This window comes from Fischerella sp., from assembly GCF_013388695.1.
Lineage (GTDB): Bacteria > Cyanobacteriota > Cyanobacteriia > Cyanobacteriales > Nostocaceae > PCC9605.
The window spans coordinates 25550-44679 of sequence record NZ_JACAEU010000099.1; the positions used below are offsets into that span (position 1 = coordinate 25550).

The window sequence follows — 19130 nt, forward strand, 5'->3', positions numbered from 1 at the left end:
CTTACCATGCCAGCTTTAGACTTCAGCGAACAAAACTTGGTAGGAAACGACTTTAGCAGTCAAAACCTGAATGGTTCCACTTTTTTCAAAGCCACCCTTACAAATGTCCAATTTGTCAATACAGGGCTAAGAGGCACTAACTTTGAAGAAGCCAAGCTGTACAACGTTAATGCATCTGGTGCTATTTTTGCCCCTAATAATAACTTTCCTCAACCAGCTAATTTCTTCAAGGCGACATTAGAGAATGTCAATCTCAGTGGAGCCAATCTGAGACAGGCTAATCTGTCGCTGATCAACACCAAAGACATCAACCTGTCAAACGCCAACCTGACTAATGCTAACCTGCGGGAAGCCAATCTTAGTGGTGAACAGTCTGAACGCCCGAATCTAGCTGGGGCTAACTTCACGGGAGCCGATTTATTTAAGGCTAAGCTGAAAGCCGCTGACTTAACGGGCGCGAAGCTAGTGAATGCTAACCTAGAAGAAGCTGATCTGGAAGCCACTCTCTTGGTCAACGTCGATGCAACGGGTGCTAACTTCACTAAGAGTAACTTCACAGATGTGACTCTGCAAAACCCTATCTTTGACCTAGCTAATTTCAGTGAAGTCTCTATAAGTGATGTGGGATTACTCGACCCAACACAGCCAAGCAATGTCAGATTTCGTGGCGCTAATTTAAGCAACCTTGACGCAGAAGACCTTATTTTGACGGGGGCAGATTTCAGTCCTTCAGGTTCTACGAACACAAACCTCAGTGGGGCTAAATTTGCTGATAGCGATTTTAGTGGAGCTAATTTCACACAAGCCAACGCAGAAGGCATCTTCTTAGACGATACTAACTTGACAGGTGCAAACTTCACAGGTGCTAACCTGACAGAGGGTAACTTAAAGGCTGCTAACCTTACAGGTGCTAACCTTACTAATGTTAATCTGACCGGAGGCGATCTGACGGAAGTTGTTGCAAATAATACCAATTTCACCAATGCCAACTTGACCAATACAATCTTGTCTAAAGGCAACTTCACTGATGCCACCTTTTTTGGAGCCGATCTCACTGGTGCGATCGCGGTTGATGCCATTGGTCTAATTGTTGGAGATGCTGGAGACAACATTCTGAATGGGACAGATGGCAACGATAACATCTTTGGTAATGCTGGCAATGACACCCTCACTGGTAATGCAGGTAATGATTATCTCGATGGTGGTGCTGGTAGTGATAGCCTCAATGGTGGTGCCGGACGAGATACCCTGATTGGTGGTGCTGGCGCTGATATACTGCTTGGGGCAGGTGGTAATGATACCTTGATTGGTGGTGGTGGTAACGATACCCTCAATGGTGGGGCTGGGAACGATACTTTTATCTTTGCATCGGGCTTCGGTAGCGATCGCATTAATGGTTTCGCGGACGGTGAAGACAAAATTGACCTAACGGCATTTGCGACCAGTTTCGGGTCTTTGACGGCCACTCAAAATGGTGCAAACACGATGATTTCCAGCTCGCTTTTCGGTACAGATACGATTACCCTGGCAAACTTTACTGCCAGCAATGTTGATGCTACCGACTTTATCTTCTAATAGGGATCGGGGATTGGGGAATAGATTTTCAGCTTCAGTCATTACTTGCAATTGAGAAAGCGATCGCATCCTTTAATTGCAAAGCCCAAAAAGCAACTGCAACAAAAAACTTCCCAATAAGTGGAAGTAAAAAAACAGCTTAAATTTTCAAACTTCAAACCAATTAGATTTTCTGAGGGTACATAATCATGCCAGCTTTAGACTTTAGCAATCAAATCCTCAATGGAGACAACTTTAACGGTCAAGACCTGAATGGCTCGACTTTTTTCAAAGCCAGCCTCACCGATGTCCAATTCGTTGATACGCTGCTGAGAAGCACTAACTTCTCAGAAGCAGTTCTGATCAACGTTAATGCATCAAATGCCATCTTTGCCCCGAATGCCAGCTTTCCGACACCAGCTAATTTTTCTCTAGCCACATTGCAGAATGTCAATCTCAGTGGGGCAAACTTGGAACAGGCTAATCTATTTAAAATCAACACGACAGACATCAATCTGTCAAATGCCAACCTGACCAATGCTGACCTGCGGGAAGCCAATCTTAGCGGCGAACAATCTGAACGTCCCAACCTGACTGGGGCTAACTTTACGGGAGCCGATTTGTCTCTGGCTAAGCTGAAAGCGGCTGACTTCACGGGTGCGACGCTAGTGAATGCCAACTTGCAAGAGGCTGATCTGGAAGCTACTCTCCTGATCAACGTCAATGCAACAGGTGCCGACTTCCGCCTAAGCAATTTCACTGACGTTACTCTGCAAAATAGTACCTTTGACCTAGCTAATTTGAGTGGTGTTGTCCTGACTGATACAACTCCCCTGACTCCAACAGAAATAACTGCTACCAGCTTTCGTGGCGCTAATTTAAGCAACTTTAGCGCAGAAGATATCGTTCTCACAGGTACTGATTTTAGTCCGTTTGTAGATGGCAGTGGCAACGTTACTGTGACTAACCTCAGTGGTGCGAGATTTGCTGACACTAATCTGAGTGGAGCTAACTTTACTCAAGTCAACGGAGAAGGGATATTCTTAGACGATGCCAATCTGAGTAATGCTTCCTTTGTAGGAGCAGACTTGAGTGGAGCCTTTCTTGGAGACGCGAATTTGACAGGAGCAAACCTTACAGGAGGTGTTCAACTTGACAATGCCGTTTTGGAATTTGCCGACCTCAGTGGAGCTGACTTGACGGGTGCTAACCTGACAGAGGGTAACTTAAAGGGTGCTAACCTCACTGGTACTAACCTGACTAATGTGAATCTGACGGGAGGCGACCTGACGGAGGCTGTTGCAAATAATGCCAATTTCACCAATGCCAATCTGACTAATAACGCTAACCTGTCGAAAGGCAACTTTACCGATGCCAACTTCACAGGCGCCAACTTGAGTGGGGTACTCACCACCGACGCGATCGCTGTGAATGCAAATTTCACAAATGCCGATTTGACCAACGCTAACCTGTCGAAAGGCAACTTTACCGATTCCACCTTTATCGGGGCGAACCTCACAGGAGCGATCGCGGTTGATACTATTGGTCTCACCCTGGGAACTGCTGCTGACGATACCATTAACGGAACGAGTGGCAAAGATAACATCTTCGGCTTTGATGGCAATGATACCCTTAACGGTGCTGGTGGTAATGATTACCTCGATGGCGGTGATGGTAATGATAACCTCAATGGGGTTGATGGTAATGATTATCTCAATGGTGGTAACGGCAATGATATCTTAGCTGGGGCAGGTGGCCGTGATACCCTGACAGGCGGTGCTGGTAATGACAACCTCAATGGTGGGGGTGGCATTGATACCCTCATTGGTGGAGCTGGCAACGATACCATGAATGGTGGAGCTGGCAACGACACCTTTATCTTTGCATCGGGCTTCGGTAGCGATCGCATTAATGGTTTCGCGGATGGTGCAGACAAAATTGACCTTACGGCATTTGAGACCGACTTCACAAATTTGACGGTCACTCAAAATGGTGCAAACACGGTGATTTCTAGCTCGCTTTTCGGTACAGATACGATTACCCTGGCAAACTTCACTGCCACCAATGTTGATGCTACCGACTTTGTCTTCTAACTTTACAGACATCCGCTTAGGAATATGGATTTAATTCCATATTCCGCAACTTCGGATGATATCACATTAATTATCCAATATTAAGTGGGGTGGGCATCCTGCCCGCCCAAAAACCTAAAATGTTCCTACCCAGTTTCGTCACCTGACTGCAACCATAACCAAAAACCAATACAGTTCAGTTAGTACAATTCAATCTTTGGAGATCCTCCTAAATCCCCCTTCCCAAGGGGGACTTTAAAGTAAATTTCCCCCCAATTCATCGGGGGGCTAGGGGGGATCAAAACCTTAACTGAACCGTATTGAACTAAAAACAATTTTTATACCTAGCAACTTAGTTTCAAAACCTTGTAACGTCAATGCGGATTCTTGTTACTATTGCCCACTTTTTTAATCCTGACAGCAAGGGTAAGCACGCTTCCCAAAGGAAAGATCCCCGACCTCGCCTGTTAGCGTTAAGTCAAAGCCTTGCTGCTTTGCATCAGCTGTTTGGTAAATCTCAAAGTATTATCAATATTGGGCAGAAGCTGGCTTTTCCTGCGAACCAGATGCAAGCCAACCATCTGGATATTGTTATTTGTACGACCAAAGATTATCATCTCCTCAATCATTTGCGTTTGCCTGCTCATTTTTACGAGCATTATCCTACTAAAGCAGAACCATTGCTGTTAGGATTTGAATGCCAAGCGGTGCTGCGGGATTGCTTAGGTCAGTACGATTACTATTGTTTCCTCGAAGATGATTTGATCCTTCACGATCCTTGGTTTTTTATCAAATTAAATTGGTTTACTCAACAAGCAAGCGATCTATGTCTACTCCAGCCTAATCGCTACGAAGTTTCTACTCGCAATTTGAATTGCAAAGCCTATATTGATGGTGATTTAGCGCCACGGGTGACTGCACGTTTTCAAAATGTAAATGAGCAACCAGAACTCAAAGGCAAAATTTTGGGGATGCCAATCACCTTTCGTCGTACCCTTAATCCCCATGCTGGCTGCTACTTTTTGAATGCCAATCAAATGGCTTATTGGGCTAGCCAGTCTTATTTTCTTGACCGCGATACCAGCTTTGTTAGTCCTTTAGAAAGTGCTGCAACTTTGGGGCTGATGAAGACATTCCGGGTTTATAAAACTGCACCGGAACACGCAAGTTTTTTGGAGATTCAACATTTTGGAACGGGATTTCTCAACTTAATTGGAGAACAGATAGGTTTGGCGGTAAGCTGAGTTCCTGCAAATGTGAGCTTTTCATCTTTTTAGACGTTAACTATAATTTTTCACTCCTCATTCTATTTAGCATGACTTATACTAAAAGCACTTTTCAAGAATTTCTCGCCACACTTGAGGGTTTTGACCAATTATCAAGTGAAGTTATCGCAGATTTATCACAACAACTCCAACCTTGGCGCTATCGTCTAGGTCAGAAGATTATCGGCAAAGAAAGAATTCCTGAGCGAGTAATAATTATTTATGAAGGAAAAGCTCGCCTATTGGCATACGATCCCCGTACGCAACAGCCAACCACGTTAAAGTTGCTGCAACCAGGAGCAATTCTCGGCGAGATTAGTCTGTTGCGAGAGGTTGCCTGTGAGATCGCGATCGCTTCTACCGAAGTCACATGTTTAACGTTGAGTGCTGACGAGTATTTACGCTTACTCACCTTCCAGCCTTTTGCCGAGATTCGCAAAAACTGTTGCCACTTGGTGGAAATCTTTGATGTCCTCGGTGTGCAACCAGAAGTGCAAGCTTTAAGCAGTTTAAATCTGAAAGAACTCGCTCAAAATGCTTTGGCAGAAGCGAAAGTAGATTACCTCCCACCAGGAAAAACACCACTTCGTCAACTGGATCGTGAAAGCATCTGGTTTGTCAATGGCGGCGGAACTGTAAAGAACTTTGCTTGTGGTTCTCGTTTGGAATTCAGAAATCTGCAAGACACGGTTGAGGTTCAGGGGAAAAGTCCGGCACGATTGATTGGTTTGCGTGCGTCGGATTTACAAATACTAAACAACACTAACGCAGAGATAACGGATGAAATTGAAATTCCCTATGCACCTTACGAAGAAGCGTCACCACCACAACGCACTACCACAAAAAGTAAACAAAAACTCAAAAAGTATCCGTATTTTCACGGTGAAGGACAATTAAATTCAGCGATCGCCTGTTTCCAAATGGTCTCGAAACATTTGGAAATGCCTTTTCGCCGCGAGGTGATTCGCCGTATCTTAACAGAGCAGATGAAACGACAGAGTACGATATCGTTTCAACTATGTGCTTACTTGTCAGAATTAATCGGACTCAGGGCGCAATTGCTAGATATACCTTGCGATCGCCTAACGCGCATTCCCACCCCTGCACTGATTCGCTATGGCGAAAGTTATGGTGTTGTTTATGAAGCGAGCGATCGCGTTGTAGTTTTAGGTGTACCATCCCAGGGAATCCAGCGATGGAAACCTACTGAACTGCTTGCCAAATTAGATGTAGAAGAAAGCAATTATCCGCTTCGGATAAGGGTATTACTACTTTCTCGCACCAAAGCAACACCCCAACAACGCTTTGGTTTGCAATGGTTTCTTCCCTATTTATCACGCTACCGCCGCGTACTTTTAGAAGTCTTTGTTGCTTCCTTCTTCGTGCAATTAGCAGGATTAGCGAACCCACTAGTAATTCAGTTAATTATCGATCAAGTAATTAATAATAATAGTATTAACACCCTGCATATTTTAGGTGCTTTACTATTAGTTGTAGGGTTGTTTGAAGCTATACTGACCACACTACGCACATATTTATTTGTTGACACTACCAATCGCATTGACATGAGTTTGGGGTCGGAAATTATCGACCACTTGCTGCGTCTACCACTGCAATATTTTGAACGCCGACCCGTCGGAGAAATTTCTACTCGCATCAACGAATTAGAACATATCCGCTCTTTTCTCACTGGTACTGCTTTAACAGTCGGGTTAGATGCACTATTTTCGGTGGTTTATATCATCGTGATGGTGATTTACAGCTGGAAATTAACCCTTGTTGGTTTAGCCACTATTCCAGTATTTATCATCATTACTTCTATCGCCGCTCCCACGATCAGAAAACAGTTACGAACCAAAGCCGAACGCAATGCCGAAACTCAATCTTATTTAGTTGAGGTAATGTCGGGAATACAAACAGTCAAAGCGCAAAATATCGAGTTGCGATCGCGCTTTTCTTGGCAAGAGCGTTATGCTCGTTATGTCGCAGCTGGTTTCAAAACGGTAGTCACATCTACCCTCGCTAGTTCTACTAGTAACTTTCTCAATAAACTAAGTAGCTTGTTAATTTTATGGGTAGGAGCTTATTTAGTACTCCAAGGGGAATTAACTTTAGGAGAATTAATCGCCTTTAGAATTATCTCAGGTTACGTCACTAGCCCCATATTGCGTTTGGCTCAACTTTGGCAAAGCTTCCAAGAAACCGCTCTATCTCTAGAGCGTTTAAGTGATATTGTTGATACACCCCAGGAAGCCGAACAAGACCGCTACAACATTCCCTTACCTGCCATTGAAGGAGTAGTGAAATATGAAAATATTTCCTTCCGCTTTAACAGAGGTGGCCCCTTGCAACTTTGCAATATCAATCTCGATTTTCCTAGTGGAAAATTTATCGGAATTGTTGGACAAAGTGGGTCGGGTAAAAGTACGATGATGAAGTTGCTGCTCAGGCTGTACGAACCAGAATCAGGCAGAATTTTAATTGATGGTTACGATATTGCCAAAGTAGAACTTTATTCCCTACGAAGACAAGTTGGAGTAGTTCCTCAAGAGACGCTGTTGTTTGACGGTACAGTGCAAGAAAACATTGCTTTGACAAATCCCGAAGCAACAACAGACGAAATAATTGCAGCTGCAAAAATCGCAGCCGCTCACGAATTTATTATGAACTTGCCAAACGGTTATAATACGCGAGTAGGCGAACGGGGTGCTGGACTTTCTGGCGGACAAAGACAAAGAATTGCCATTGCTCGTTCGGTTTTACAAAGACCAAAGTTATTAGTATTAGACGAAGCAACTAGCGCCTTAGATTACCCCACAGAACGGCAAGTTTGTCTAAATTTAGCAGAAGCATTTAAGGGAAATACAGTATTTTGTATTACCCATCGTCTGAATACTATTTTACATGCAGATATTATTGTTGTAATGGATTCTGGAAGAGTTATAGAACAAGGAAGTCATGATGAATTAATGGCTTTAAAAGGCCATTATTATTACCTATACAATCAACAAGAAGTGAATTTGTGAATGGTTAGTGGTTAGTAGTTAGTGGTTGGTGGGAAAAAACTAACTACTAACTAGTAACTACTAACTACTATCTACTATCTACTAACAATTATCAATCTAAAATCGCTATGAATGGCAATTCTTGTAACGGCAAGCATAGAAACGGAACAAAAATAGATGCACGTGTACTTACATATGAAAAACCAAAAAATTCAGAAGCGCCTTTAATTGACTCAGAAAATCACAAAGAGAATCAAGAATATCAAGATGATAAATTTGAGCAATCCGTTGTGCTACGCCAATCTCCAGTTTGGTCGCGTGCAATTATGCTGAGCATGATCGGGTTAGCTTGTGTTGGAATTGGTTGGGCAAGTTTTGCTAAAATTGAACAAGTAGTTCCAGCAACTGGTCAATTAAAGCCGGAAGGAACTGTTAAAGAAATTCAAGCACCAGTCAGTGGAGTGGTGAAAAAAGTTTATGTTAAAGATGGGCAGCAGGTAAAACCCGATGATTTGCTGCTGATTTTTGATTCCACTGCTACCAATGCTGAATTAAATTCTTTAAACAAAATTCGTGCTGCTTTGATTCAAGAGAATCAGGTTTATCGTCGTTTAATAGACGCAGATTCTACTGAAATCAGTGAAATTGAATTATTAGAACGAGAAAAATTGTCAAGAGAAGCTGCTTTTTTGCTAAAAAGTCGGGCAGCTTTAATTGCAGAAAATAAGTTATTGCGAACAGAATTAAAAAACTCTGGCTCTAGTGCGACAGACTTAGGAATTGACGAGCAAGAACGTTTACAAACAGCCAAAAAAGAATTAGATTCTCGCTCTGCTGCGGCACAATTAGAGATTGAACAACTTAAGAAAAAACTTGCTCAAAATCAAGTTAAACTTAATGATGCAAAAGCAAGTTTAGATATAGAGGATAAAATTTTCGGTAAACTTAAAACTTTATCAGAAGAAGGTGCGATCGCAGAACTTCAATATCTCCAACAGCAAAAAAAGGTGCAAAACCTCACAGCACAAGTAGCAGAATTAGTTGAGGAACAGCAACGCCTACAGTTTGATATTGAGCAAGGACAGCAGGAATTGAAAAATACGGTTGCTGGTTCTAATAAAAAAGTACTGGCTCAGATAGCTGATAATAAAAAGCGCATTGCCGAGATTGACAGCCAATTAACTAAAATTATGCTCGACAATGAAAAACAATTGGCAGACGTCAACAGTAAAATTTCGCAAGCAGAAACAAACGTCAAATATCAGGAACTCCGTGCTCCTGTAGCCGGAGTTGTTTTTGATTTGCAAGCGAAAAATTCTGGATTTGTGGCAAAGGGCAGTGAAGAATTACTCAAAATTGTCCCAAGCGATAAATTTATTGCTGAAGCTTTCATCACCAATAAAGATATTGGTTTCGTGCGGAAAGGAATGAAGGTAGATGTCAGAATTGACTCCTTTCCTTTTAGCGAATTTGGTGATATCAAAGGAGAAGTAATTTCAGTAGGTTCGGATGCATTACCACCAACTGAAACACATCCATACTATCGTTTTCCGGCAACAATTCGCTTGAATGAACAATCACTAAATGTTAAAGGTAAAAGCATTTCTTTACAATCAGGAATGTCTATTTCTGCTAATATTAAGGTACGCGAAGAACGGAGGGTAATTAGTCTGTTTACAGAGCTGTTTACCAAGCAAATTGAGAGTCTTAAACAGGTGCGTTAATCATTGCAAATTAATGATAATTACGCGATTTTTTGAGCATCAGACTAATAAATTTAGAGGCAATTGTACTCTGATTTATTGACTGATGCAAAATGGTTAGTGTCACGAAATTCTCGCACTCAAAAAAGCCTATCTTGGAATGCTGATAAATCAGTAATTTCAGACACTAACTTAAGTAAGTAATTCAACCAAATTAAACATAAAATCCGTGTAGTGGCGTGACCGGACTAATTTAGTGCATAAATATAAATCTTGTGGTGTGGACATCCTGTCCGCACTGGACGGGCTAGAAGCCCATCCCACAAGAAAGCGATAATGCAACATTTTAGTCTTGACACACCAGTAGTGGCGCGTTTATCCCAAAATGATGCATCTAATGCAGTTTTTGTGGAGCGGGCAGACAGCCGCATGGGACGGGCGAGACGCCCGTCCCACAAGAAAATCATAATGCACCAAATTAGTCCGGTCACGCCACTACATCTTATGTTTTTTTCATATGGAAGGCAAATCACCCAAATTGAAACGCATTAGCGATCGCTGTTTTCGCATCCAACCACCAGTTCTTGCTCATTTGGAGTGGTCTTGATTTTTCCGGTGGGGAGCAAATCTTTTATTTCGAGGTTAAATTTCATTTAATTTCCCTCCTAATTATTTGAGGCTCAACTAGCCTGATGATGCCGGTTGAGATTAGAACCATATCCTGTAGTTTAGGCAAAACATAGTAACAAACTTGTGACGCTATCGGAGGAATTTTTCTCAGATGCGATCGCCACCTAACTAAAAATGCAAACAGGGCATTAACATTACCCCAGATTTTAAATATCGTCAAAGAAATTTATGGCATAATTCACAAGCAAATATACTAGGGACTTAAAATGGCAAAATAAGGTAAATTCAGTGTTTAATTTAATGCTTCATCACCATTCGCAAGATTGCATTCATGGCTGTGCCTTGAACAGTGAAGGCAGTCAATTCTCTGAGCAGAAAGTTCGCATACTGGGGACGGCGTTAGTACTAGTTCTCTGCTTTGCCGGTTCAGAACTAGCGATTGGCTATTTCTGTCATAGTGTGGCTCTACAAGCTGAATCCGGTCATATGATCTCAGATAGTTTCGCGCTGAGTCTATCGATGGTGGCGAGTTGGATTGCTCAACGCCAATCCAAGGATCGCGCTAACTTGGGCGATCGGGTAGAAGTGTTGGCAGCATTATTCAATAGCATTGGGCTAGTAGCGATCGCAATTTGGATTGGCATCGAAGCGATCGCATCTTTGCAATCTCCCCCTGCTGATATCCTGAGTTTACCTATGTTAATTACTGCTGGTATCGGACTAGGGGTGAATGGTGTGAATGTAGTTCTGTTGCACGATAGCAGTCACCATGACTTGAATATGCGGGGAGCTTTTCTGCATGTAATAGCAGATTTAATTAGTTCAGTTGGGGTGATTTTGGCAGCGATCGCTGTATGGTTAATGCACTGGCTATGGGCTGACAGTATAATTAGTTTATTTGTGTCAGCATTGATTATCCTGAGTGCAATTCCTTTAATAGTGCAAAGTCTCAATCTTTTGGGGAAAAAGCCACCCAGTAACTTAAATATTATGTGAGGCGATCGCCACAAACTTTGTCAGGTTGTGCGTGATAGCAAAGCCGTAACGCACGCTACTTAAGATTTACTTTGTGTCTTTGTGCCTTTGTGGTTCAAAAACAAATTTTATTAACCACCCTTCGGGTTCGCCAGTCCCCCATCTCGGCAGAAGCCAAGACGGGGGCTGGTCTCACCAAGACACTAAGACACCAAGTAACCGATCGCCGATCGCTGTTTTAGAGGTATATTAAATCACGCTGAAGACAGAACTTGTGATTGTGTTAGCTTGCACTCCAATTAAAGAAGCTAAAAAATCCTCAGTATTTGTCATAGTAATGAGCGTGTTATTTGCATCCGTGCCAGTACCTTGGGTAATTGTTATGTCTGCAAACTTTAAGCCACTTAACTCGATTCGGTCTTGACTGACTGTAAAGTTTTCAATCCGATCAAATCCTTCGCCAGAGGCTAGCACAAACGTATCCCGACCACTGCCACTAAATACTGTATCGAAGCCCAAACCAGAATCGATTTTATTATTGCCAGCTTCAGCAAAAATTACGTCATCGCCATCGTCAGCATAGATTTTATCGTTGCCTTGACCAGCATAGATGATATCGTTGCCTTCACCACCGTAAAGTTTGTCGTTACCTGCATCGCCTTTAAGAATATCGTTGCCAGCCAAGCCTTTGAGAGTATCATTTTTGGCTAAACCCTGGATGCGATCGCTCTTAGCTGTTCCCACAAGATGATCATTGCCTGCTGTGCCAAGTATTTCGTTATACAGTTCAGGTAAGGTGAAGCTTGCCATCACCGGATCGTGGTCGCTGACTTGATTGGCAAACTCAGCATTGATATGTACAACATCAAATTCAGACCGATTGACCAGATTATCACTCACCAAAATGTGGTCGAGTACCTGGGAGTTACCCTCAAAGATGTAGGTGTATTGCTCATTCAGTGGTAGGGTATCAATTAGGTTAGTGAGGACATTACCCTTCAAAGTTGCGATCGGGTTGGAAAATTGGAAGTCGTTGAGGTCGCCCATGACAACGACATTGGCATTAGGATCTGCTGCCAAAACGCTGTCTACAAAGTTATTTACAATCTCGGCTTGTTGAATTCGCTGCGCTTCAGAAGTGAGTGTTGGCGGTTGGAAGCGTCCGAATAAGGGTTGGTCGCCGCCTTTGGAATTGAAGTGATTGCCCACCACAAACACTTTATTGCCATTAAACACAAACTCGCCAACCACAGGCTTACGGCTATCCTCGAAAGCATCAGCATTTGAGAGATCGGTGTCAATGAGGCGACCAGGACTAGCAGAAAGTTCGGGACCAGAGTCACCATTGCTTACAGTTGTATTCGTTGTGGATGTACCACCCGGACGGTCTACAAAGTCAACACGATTAGGGTTAAATAGGAAACCAACGCGAATATTGCCGCCTGGTTGACCGCCGTCTTGGTCGTCTACTGGGTCAATTTGACGATATTCGTAAGTAGGGCCACCTGCTTGGGCGATCGCATTTATTAAGGTTTGGTAGGTAAGGCTAGCATCGACAACAGAGTCATTGGTAGGGCCGTTGTTATCTTGCACCTCTTCTAAACTGACAATATCTGGTGAATTGAGATTGTTGACAATGGCGCTGGCGAGGCGAGTAAATTTATCGCTACCATCACCAGGGTCAAGGTTTTCGACGTTGAAGGTTGCAACAGTCAGTTTGTCTTCACTACCTGTGAGAGTTGTTGTCTCTTGAGTTAGGCCACCAGAGGTGACGTTTGGGAGAGGCGCAGTATTTAGTAACTTAAAGTTACCAAAGCTGTAGTCAATTACACCTGTAACTGAGCCATTGAAACTGTCGCCGACATTCACCTGTGGCTCATTGGGAATGATGGCATCATCAATAATAATGCGCTCTGGATTGAAATCGTCAGGCTGGATAACCATGCCGCCGCGACTCGTGCGGACGCCTGCATTGACACCATTGTCAGCTAGAACAGGGATTTCACCAAAATCATTGGTAGGCCCTACTGCCACTCCATTATTAACCTGTACCAGCATTCCTTCTACACTTTCGTAAAAGTCAATGCCATCTTGGGCTGGGTCAAAACTGCCACTAGTTTCTACACTACCATTAGCATCGTCTTCGATCGCGGTTGTTGGGATTGTCCGCCCACCGTTGCCTAGAATTGTAGCTGTAGGTAAGGAGTTACCGCTTGACAGTACAGTGATATTTGGGTTACTGCCAATTTGCGTAATCGAAAGATTGTTGCTGTCGCTACCACCAGGACGAAACTCACTGACCGTACCACTGACTAAAACCGAGTCACCAATAGTTACCGTGGGTGCAGAGGAGGTAAAGACAAAAATTCCTTCGGAAGTGGCATCACTATTATCAGGATTCGGATCTTGTAAATAAAAGCCATTAGAACGCAGCGCCGTGACAATACCGGGAACACCGGAAACTGTTTGACCAACCAGGGGTGAAACATGGCTGGCACCTTGAATATCACGAATGCGGATAGTCCCGGGAGTGGTTTCATCATCTGTTACTGTAACGGTAGTTGTGCCGTTAGTAAACCCAGATGCAGAAGCGGTGAAGGTAACAGTTTGCGAACCATCAGCGATCGCATCATCAACAGCAGCAATATCAAATGTTATTGAAGATTCCCCAGCGGGAATTTCCACTGTTGTGGGAACAGTCGCCTCGCTAGTATCGCTGCTAGCTAAGGTGACGGTGAGTGCGCTGGCTGTGCTTCCCGTGCGGGTGAGTGTGCCAATCGCAGCATTATTTCCGGCTGCTTCCAAGAAGCTAATAGGAGAAACACTTAAACTCAGCGAAGGCGTTGCACCACCATTTGTTGTATATGTTCCCAGGTCGTCAAATGTATCTATGGCGTAACCATCCCATTCAACGCTGGGGTCAAAAACATCAGAGGGGTTGGTATCGCCATTTGTAACACTAAGTTTGCGGCGCAAGGTGTTGTCTGCTGTACTAGTTAATCCACTTCCCCACTCAGTACCCGGATCAAAGCCAATTTGACCAATAGAATCAACAATCGTACCATTTACACCGCCTTTACGCAGGACGATCGCATCATCACCATTGAACCATCCCGAGCCATTCGTTTGATCTGCTTGAGTAAGAATCACTTCATTAGCACTACTTTGGGCAATTACGAAAACATCCTCATCTGCGACTGTACCAGTTAGATTAATTGTCAGACCAGGAGAATTGTTGCCGTTGAAATACATCTGGATGATGTAGCCTTCTAGACTCAAGTCGATGGCAGCACCAGTACCGTTGTAAATTTCCAGCGCTTTATTGTTACTGCTTCCCTCAATATATTCCGAGAACAACAAATCTGCCATTAATGCCTCCAAGTTCAGTAGAAGTCAAATTAGAAACTCTTTTTTGTCTCTTCTGACTTCATAAATCTCATTGGAAGTTTAAGAAAAAATTATTGTTTGCTTAATTTTGCGTATTTTCACTGTGCACAGATGTTTTGAGTAGGGAGCCAAAGCCTCCGAGATGTAAGTTCAATAAAGATTAGATAAAGAATTAGTTGCAAAAATGAAGAAAATCCAAGAATATCTGCTTTTTAACTTTTATTTACCTTTTTTTAATCAAAAAATAACATTACACACGTAAAGTCACTATTGTAGTTTAGTTGACAAACTCGTCAAGTGGCATTGTTAACTTTCAATCACCATAAAAATACTGTCATTAGAAACTCATGACAACTTCAATTAAACTTTCGCCAATTGGCAGATATACAACAGGTATCTTTGACGAGGGAGCAACCGAAATTCCAGCTTACGATCCAACTTCGCAACGCCTGTTTGTAGTCAATGCTGAAGATGTAACAGTCGATGTCTTGGATTTGAGTGAACCTAGCAATCCGACTAAGCTATTTGCTATCGACGCTTCAGCTTTTGGTGGTAGTGCTAATAGTGTTGCCATCAACAATGGCATCGTAGCGATCGCGATCGAAAATGACAACACACAGGAACCAGGCAAAGTCGTTTTCACCGATACTGATGGCAACTTTTTGAATGCTGTCACTGTTGGCGCATTGCCTGATATGTTAACCTTCACTCCCGACGGTAAGAAGGTGTTAGTTGCGAATGAAGGGGAACCCAACGACGACTACACTATTGACCCAGAAGGTTCTGTAAGTATTATCGACATTTCCTCTGGAGTAGAGAACCTCACCGACGATAATATTACCACTGCTGACTTTAAAGCATTTAATCACCAACTTCATGAGTTGAAAAATGCAGGTGTTCGCATTTTTGGGCCGAATGCTTCTGTTGCTGAGGATCTAGAGCCAGAATATATCACTATTTCCCCAGATTCTCAAACTGCCTGGGTAGCATTGCAAGAAAATAACGCCTTGGCAGTGGTTGACATAGAAAGCGGTACTGTTAATGATATTTTGCCCCTCGGCTTCAAAGATCATAATCTTTACGCCTCGTCGCTACAAACTTATGAGTTTTCTGGAGATAATATTGTAGGGTCAGGGCTAACTAACAAAAATCTTGTCGATCCGAAATCCCATGCTTTTGATGCCAGCGATCGCGATGAAGAGATTAACATCCGTAACTGGCCTGTCAAAGGTATTTATCAACCTGATGCGATCGCCACTTTTGCAATTGCTGGTGAAAATTACATTATTACCGCCAATGAAGGCGATTCCCGTGATTATGACGCTTTTAGCGAAGAGGTGCGAGTCAAAGATTTGACACTAGACCCTGAAGCTTTCCCGGATGCAGAGGCACTGCAAGCAGATGCAGCGTTAGGACGCCTGTTGGTAACTAATACTTTAGGCGATACGGATGGCGACGGGGATTTTGATGAACTTTACAGCTTTGGGGGTCGTTCCTTCGCCATCTGGGACAGTCAGGGAAACCTCGTTTACGATAGCGGTGATGAATTTGAACGGATAACGGCTCAACTATTACCCAAAGATTTCAACTCTAACAACGATAGTAACAACTCCTTTGATAGCCGCAGTGACGATAAAGGCCCGGAACCAGAGGGAGTGGTGACAGGAGTTATTGGCGATCGCACATACGCATTTCTCGGTCTAGAGCGAGTTGGCGGAGTCATGGTCTATGATATCACCCAACCAACTCACCCCAGCTTTGTTCAATATATTAACCCCCGCGACTTCAGCGTTGAGTTTGATGTTGACGAAGAAGGAGATCCCACCCCCACACCAGAACAGTTAGCAGCAGTAGGCGACCTCGGGCCAGAAGGATTAACTTTCATCTCTGCGGAGGATAGTCCTAACGGTCAACCTTTGCTGGTTGTTGCCAATGAAGTTAGCGGTTCAACGACAGTTTACGAAGTTAAGATTCCAGCACCATCAACCTCTGCTTTCACACTCCAGCTGTTGCACGCCGCCGATCAAGAAGCAGGTGTTCCAGCTTTAGAGGATGCGCCCAACTTTTCCGCAGTTCTCAACGCCCTTAAAAATCAGGACGCTGACAGTGATGGCAACCCCGATTATCCTAACACCTTAGTACTTTCATCAGGAGATGCCTATATTCCCAGCCCGTTCTTCTTTGCCAGTGAAACGGCTTTTGGCGGTCAGGGTCGAGGAGATATTTTAATTCAAAACGAACTGGGCTTTGATGCGATCGCTTTTGGCAACCACGAATTTGACCTGGGTACTGGCACAGTTGCAGATTTAATCCAAGCTGACGAAGATTACCCCGGAACTAATTTTCCCTATCTCAGCGCCAACTTAGACTTTAGCACTGATGAAGACCTGGCAGCATTAGTCACTGAAGATGGACAAGAAGCCAGTGAAATTCCCAACAGTATTGCTGGCAACACTATCATTACCGTAAATGGTGAAAAGATTGGTGTTGTCGGTGCTACAACTCCCACACTGCGGACAATTTCCTCTCCCGGTGGTGTAACCGTACTGCCAGAAGACTTTGATGATAGCGATCCGGCTGATGTTGCAGCACTCGCAGCAGAAATTCAAACTTCTGTTGATGAGCTTTTGACTAACAACCCAGAAATTAACAAAGTAGTTTTGCTAGCTCATATGCAACAAATTAGCATAGAGCAACAGCTAGCAGAGTTACTGACTGGGGTAGATATCATCGTCGCCGGTGGTTCCAACACCTTGCTAGCCGATGAGAGCGATCGCCTGCGAGTTGGAGACGAAGTAGAAGGCCCTTACCCAATTCTACAGACAGCTGCTGATGGTAATCCTGTGGCTGTAGTCAACACCGATGGTAACTATAAATATGTCGGTTGTCTGGTTGTTGACTTTGACGAAAACGGGGTGATTATTCCCGATAGCGTTGACCCTAATATCAGTGGTGCTTACGCTACTGACCAAGAAGGAGTTGTAGCTGTTGATGGTACTCCTGACCCAGAAATAGTGGAAATTACGGATGCTCTTGAGGAAGTAATTGTTGCCCAAGACGGGAATATTTTCGGTAAAACAAGTGTCTTCCTCAACGGTACGCGCAGCGATGTTCGTACCCAAGAAACGAATTTAGGTAACTTAACAGCCGATGCCAACTTAGCAGTTGCCCAGCAAATCGATCCTGATGCAGTTATCTCCATCAAAAATGGTGGTGGTATCCGTGATAACATTGGTGTGTTTACCTTTCCTCCTGGTTCGACCAACCCCGAAGATGCAATTAAAGCTCCCACCGAAGCTAACCCCGTCTCAGGCAAACAAGAGGGGGATATTTCCCAACTCGACATTGCTAATGCCCTGCGTTTCAATAACGAATTAACACTAGTAACCCTAACCGCAGAAGAACTCTTGGGGGTAATTGAGCATGGCGTAGCGGCGACAGAGGAAGGAGCAACACCCGGACGCTTCCCACAAGTATCGGGATTGGCGTTTAGCTTTGACCCAGATTTGCCAGCAGGCGATCGCGTCCAGTCTCTGGCAGTGCAAGATCAAGAAGGTAACATTCTTGATGTTGTCGTTGAAAATGGTGAGTTAGTCGGCGATGCTACTCGTACCTTCCGTACCGTTACCCTCAACTTCTTAGCAAACGGAGGCGATGGCTATACCTTCCCCGACACAGAACGGCTAGATTTGGTAACAGAAGATACAGACAATCCCGACCCCAGTACGCGCACAGGTGCAGCAACCTTCGCACCGGACTACTCCGAACAAGATGCTTTCGCAGAATATCTAGCCGCTAACTTTAGCGAAGTTCCATTTGACCTGGAAGATGTTTCTCCAGAGGAAGATACGCGCATCCAAAATCTTGACTTCCGTACTGATACTGTATTAGAAAATTCATCATCTGGTAATGGCAATACTTCTGAGGAAAATATTATCTTTGATGATGGCGCTGGTAATGCTCTCATTATTGGCAATGACAGCAACAACGAATTGATTGGTACAGAAGGCAACGATTTACTTTGGGCTGGTGCTGGCGACGATTCGCTACGCGGCGGTCTGGGAAATGATATTCTCTTTGGAGGAAGCGATCGCGATACCTTTGTTTTAGCAGAAGGTGAAGGTTCCGACACCATTGTTGACTTCAACATCAGTGAAGATTTCATTGGTCTTACAGGCGGCTTGAGCTTCGGGCAAATATCTATCACCCAATCTGGTAACAATACAGTCATTGGGATTGAAAACGAAACTTTAGCCGTTCTCAACGGCGTCAATGCCAATCTTCTGCAACAATCTGCCTTCACTATCGTTTAGCAATAGTCTGAGAATACTTGGTGTCTTTGTGCCTTGGTGGTTAAAAAATCTTGAACCACCAAGACACCAAGACACCAAGAGTTTTAGTGCCAAATACAATCTTCCTCGCGTTACACCAATTAAAAGTCCTGAGGTAGATTTTCACCCTTTTATTTTTGGCTATCATCAGCTACGACTGATGAGCGAGTAGAGGGATGAACGCAGAGATATCAAGTGCCTGGGAAAA

The 19130-nt window shown here is 43.7% G+C and carries 10 protein-coding genes; 8 read left to right on the forward strand and 2 right to left on the reverse strand.

The window, feature by feature from the left end:
• Window positions 1-6: 6 nt before the first annotated feature.
• The 5 genes from HXY43_RS13505 (at window position 7) to HXY43_RS13525 (ending at window position 9620) form a co-directional block, all read left to right on the forward strand.
• On the forward strand, window positions 7-1575 hold the full coding sequence (locus tag HXY43_RS13505) for a pentapeptide repeat-containing protein (protein WP_290883689.1): 1569 nt from the start codon (window positions 7-9) through the stop codon (window positions 1573-1575).
• Between the two features lie 188 nt (window positions 1576-1763).
• Window positions 1764-3647, forward strand: a complete 1884-nt coding sequence (locus HXY43_RS13510) for a pentapeptide repeat-containing protein (protein ID WP_290883690.1) — start codon at window positions 1764-1766, stop codon at window positions 3645-3647.
• Between the two features lie 356 nt (window positions 3648-4003).
• Window positions 4004-4870: a calcium-binding protein gene (locus HXY43_RS13515; protein WP_290883691.1), complete on the forward strand. Its 867-nt coding sequence runs from the start codon at window positions 4004-4006 to the stop codon at window positions 4868-4870.
• 71 nt (window positions 4871-4941) lie between these two features.
• Window positions 4942-7917, forward strand: a complete 2976-nt coding sequence (locus HXY43_RS13520) for a peptidase domain-containing ABC transporter (protein WP_290883692.1) — start codon at window positions 4942-4944, stop codon at window positions 7915-7917.
• A gap of 107 nt (window positions 7918-8024) precedes the next feature.
• On the forward strand, window positions 8025-9620 hold the full coding sequence (locus tag HXY43_RS13525) for an HlyD family efflux transporter periplasmic adaptor subunit (protein WP_290883693.1): 1596 nt from the start codon (window positions 8025-8027) through the stop codon (window positions 9618-9620).
• A gap of 227 nt (window positions 9621-9847) precedes the next feature.
• On the opposite strand, the gene HXY43_RS13530 is transcribed toward HXY43_RS13525, so the two are convergent.
• Window positions 9848-10066, reverse strand: a complete 219-nt coding sequence (locus tag HXY43_RS13530; protein WP_290883694.1) for a hypothetical protein — start codon at window positions 10064-10066, stop codon at window positions 9848-9850.
• A 451-nt stretch (window positions 10067-10517) separates the two neighbouring features.
• On the opposite strand from HXY43_RS13530, the gene HXY43_RS13535 reads away from it, so the two are divergent.
• Complete coding sequence (locus HXY43_RS13535; protein ID WP_290883695.1) at window positions 10518-11225, forward strand: cation diffusion facilitator family transporter; 708 nt, start codon at window positions 10518-10520, stop codon at window positions 11223-11225.
• A gap of 89 nt (window positions 11226-11314) precedes the next feature.
• Window positions 11315-11446 carry a hypothetical protein gene (locus tag HXY43_RS13540; RefSeq protein WP_290883696.1) on the forward strand — a complete coding sequence of 44 codons (132 nt, stop codon included), beginning with the start codon at window positions 11315-11317 and terminating at the stop codon, window positions 11444-11446.
• A gap of 7 nt (window positions 11447-11453) precedes the next feature.
• Here the strand turns inward: HXY43_RS13540 and HXY43_RS13545 are convergent, their stop codons facing one another.
• Window positions 11454-14573 carry a lamin tail domain-containing protein gene (locus HXY43_RS13545; protein WP_290883697.1) on the reverse strand — a complete coding sequence of 1040 codons (3120 nt, stop codon included), beginning with the start codon at window positions 14571-14573 and terminating at the stop codon, window positions 11454-11456.
• Between the two features lie 365 nt (window positions 14574-14938).
• Here HXY43_RS13545 and HXY43_RS13550 point away from each other — a divergent pair, with 365 nt between their 5' ends.
• Window positions 14939-18904 (forward strand): choice-of-anchor I family protein, encoded by a 3966-nt coding sequence (locus HXY43_RS13550; protein WP_290883698.1) that lies wholly within the window; start codon window positions 14939-14941, stop codon window positions 18902-18904.
• The last annotated feature ends 226 nt before the right edge of the window (window positions 18905-19130 follow it).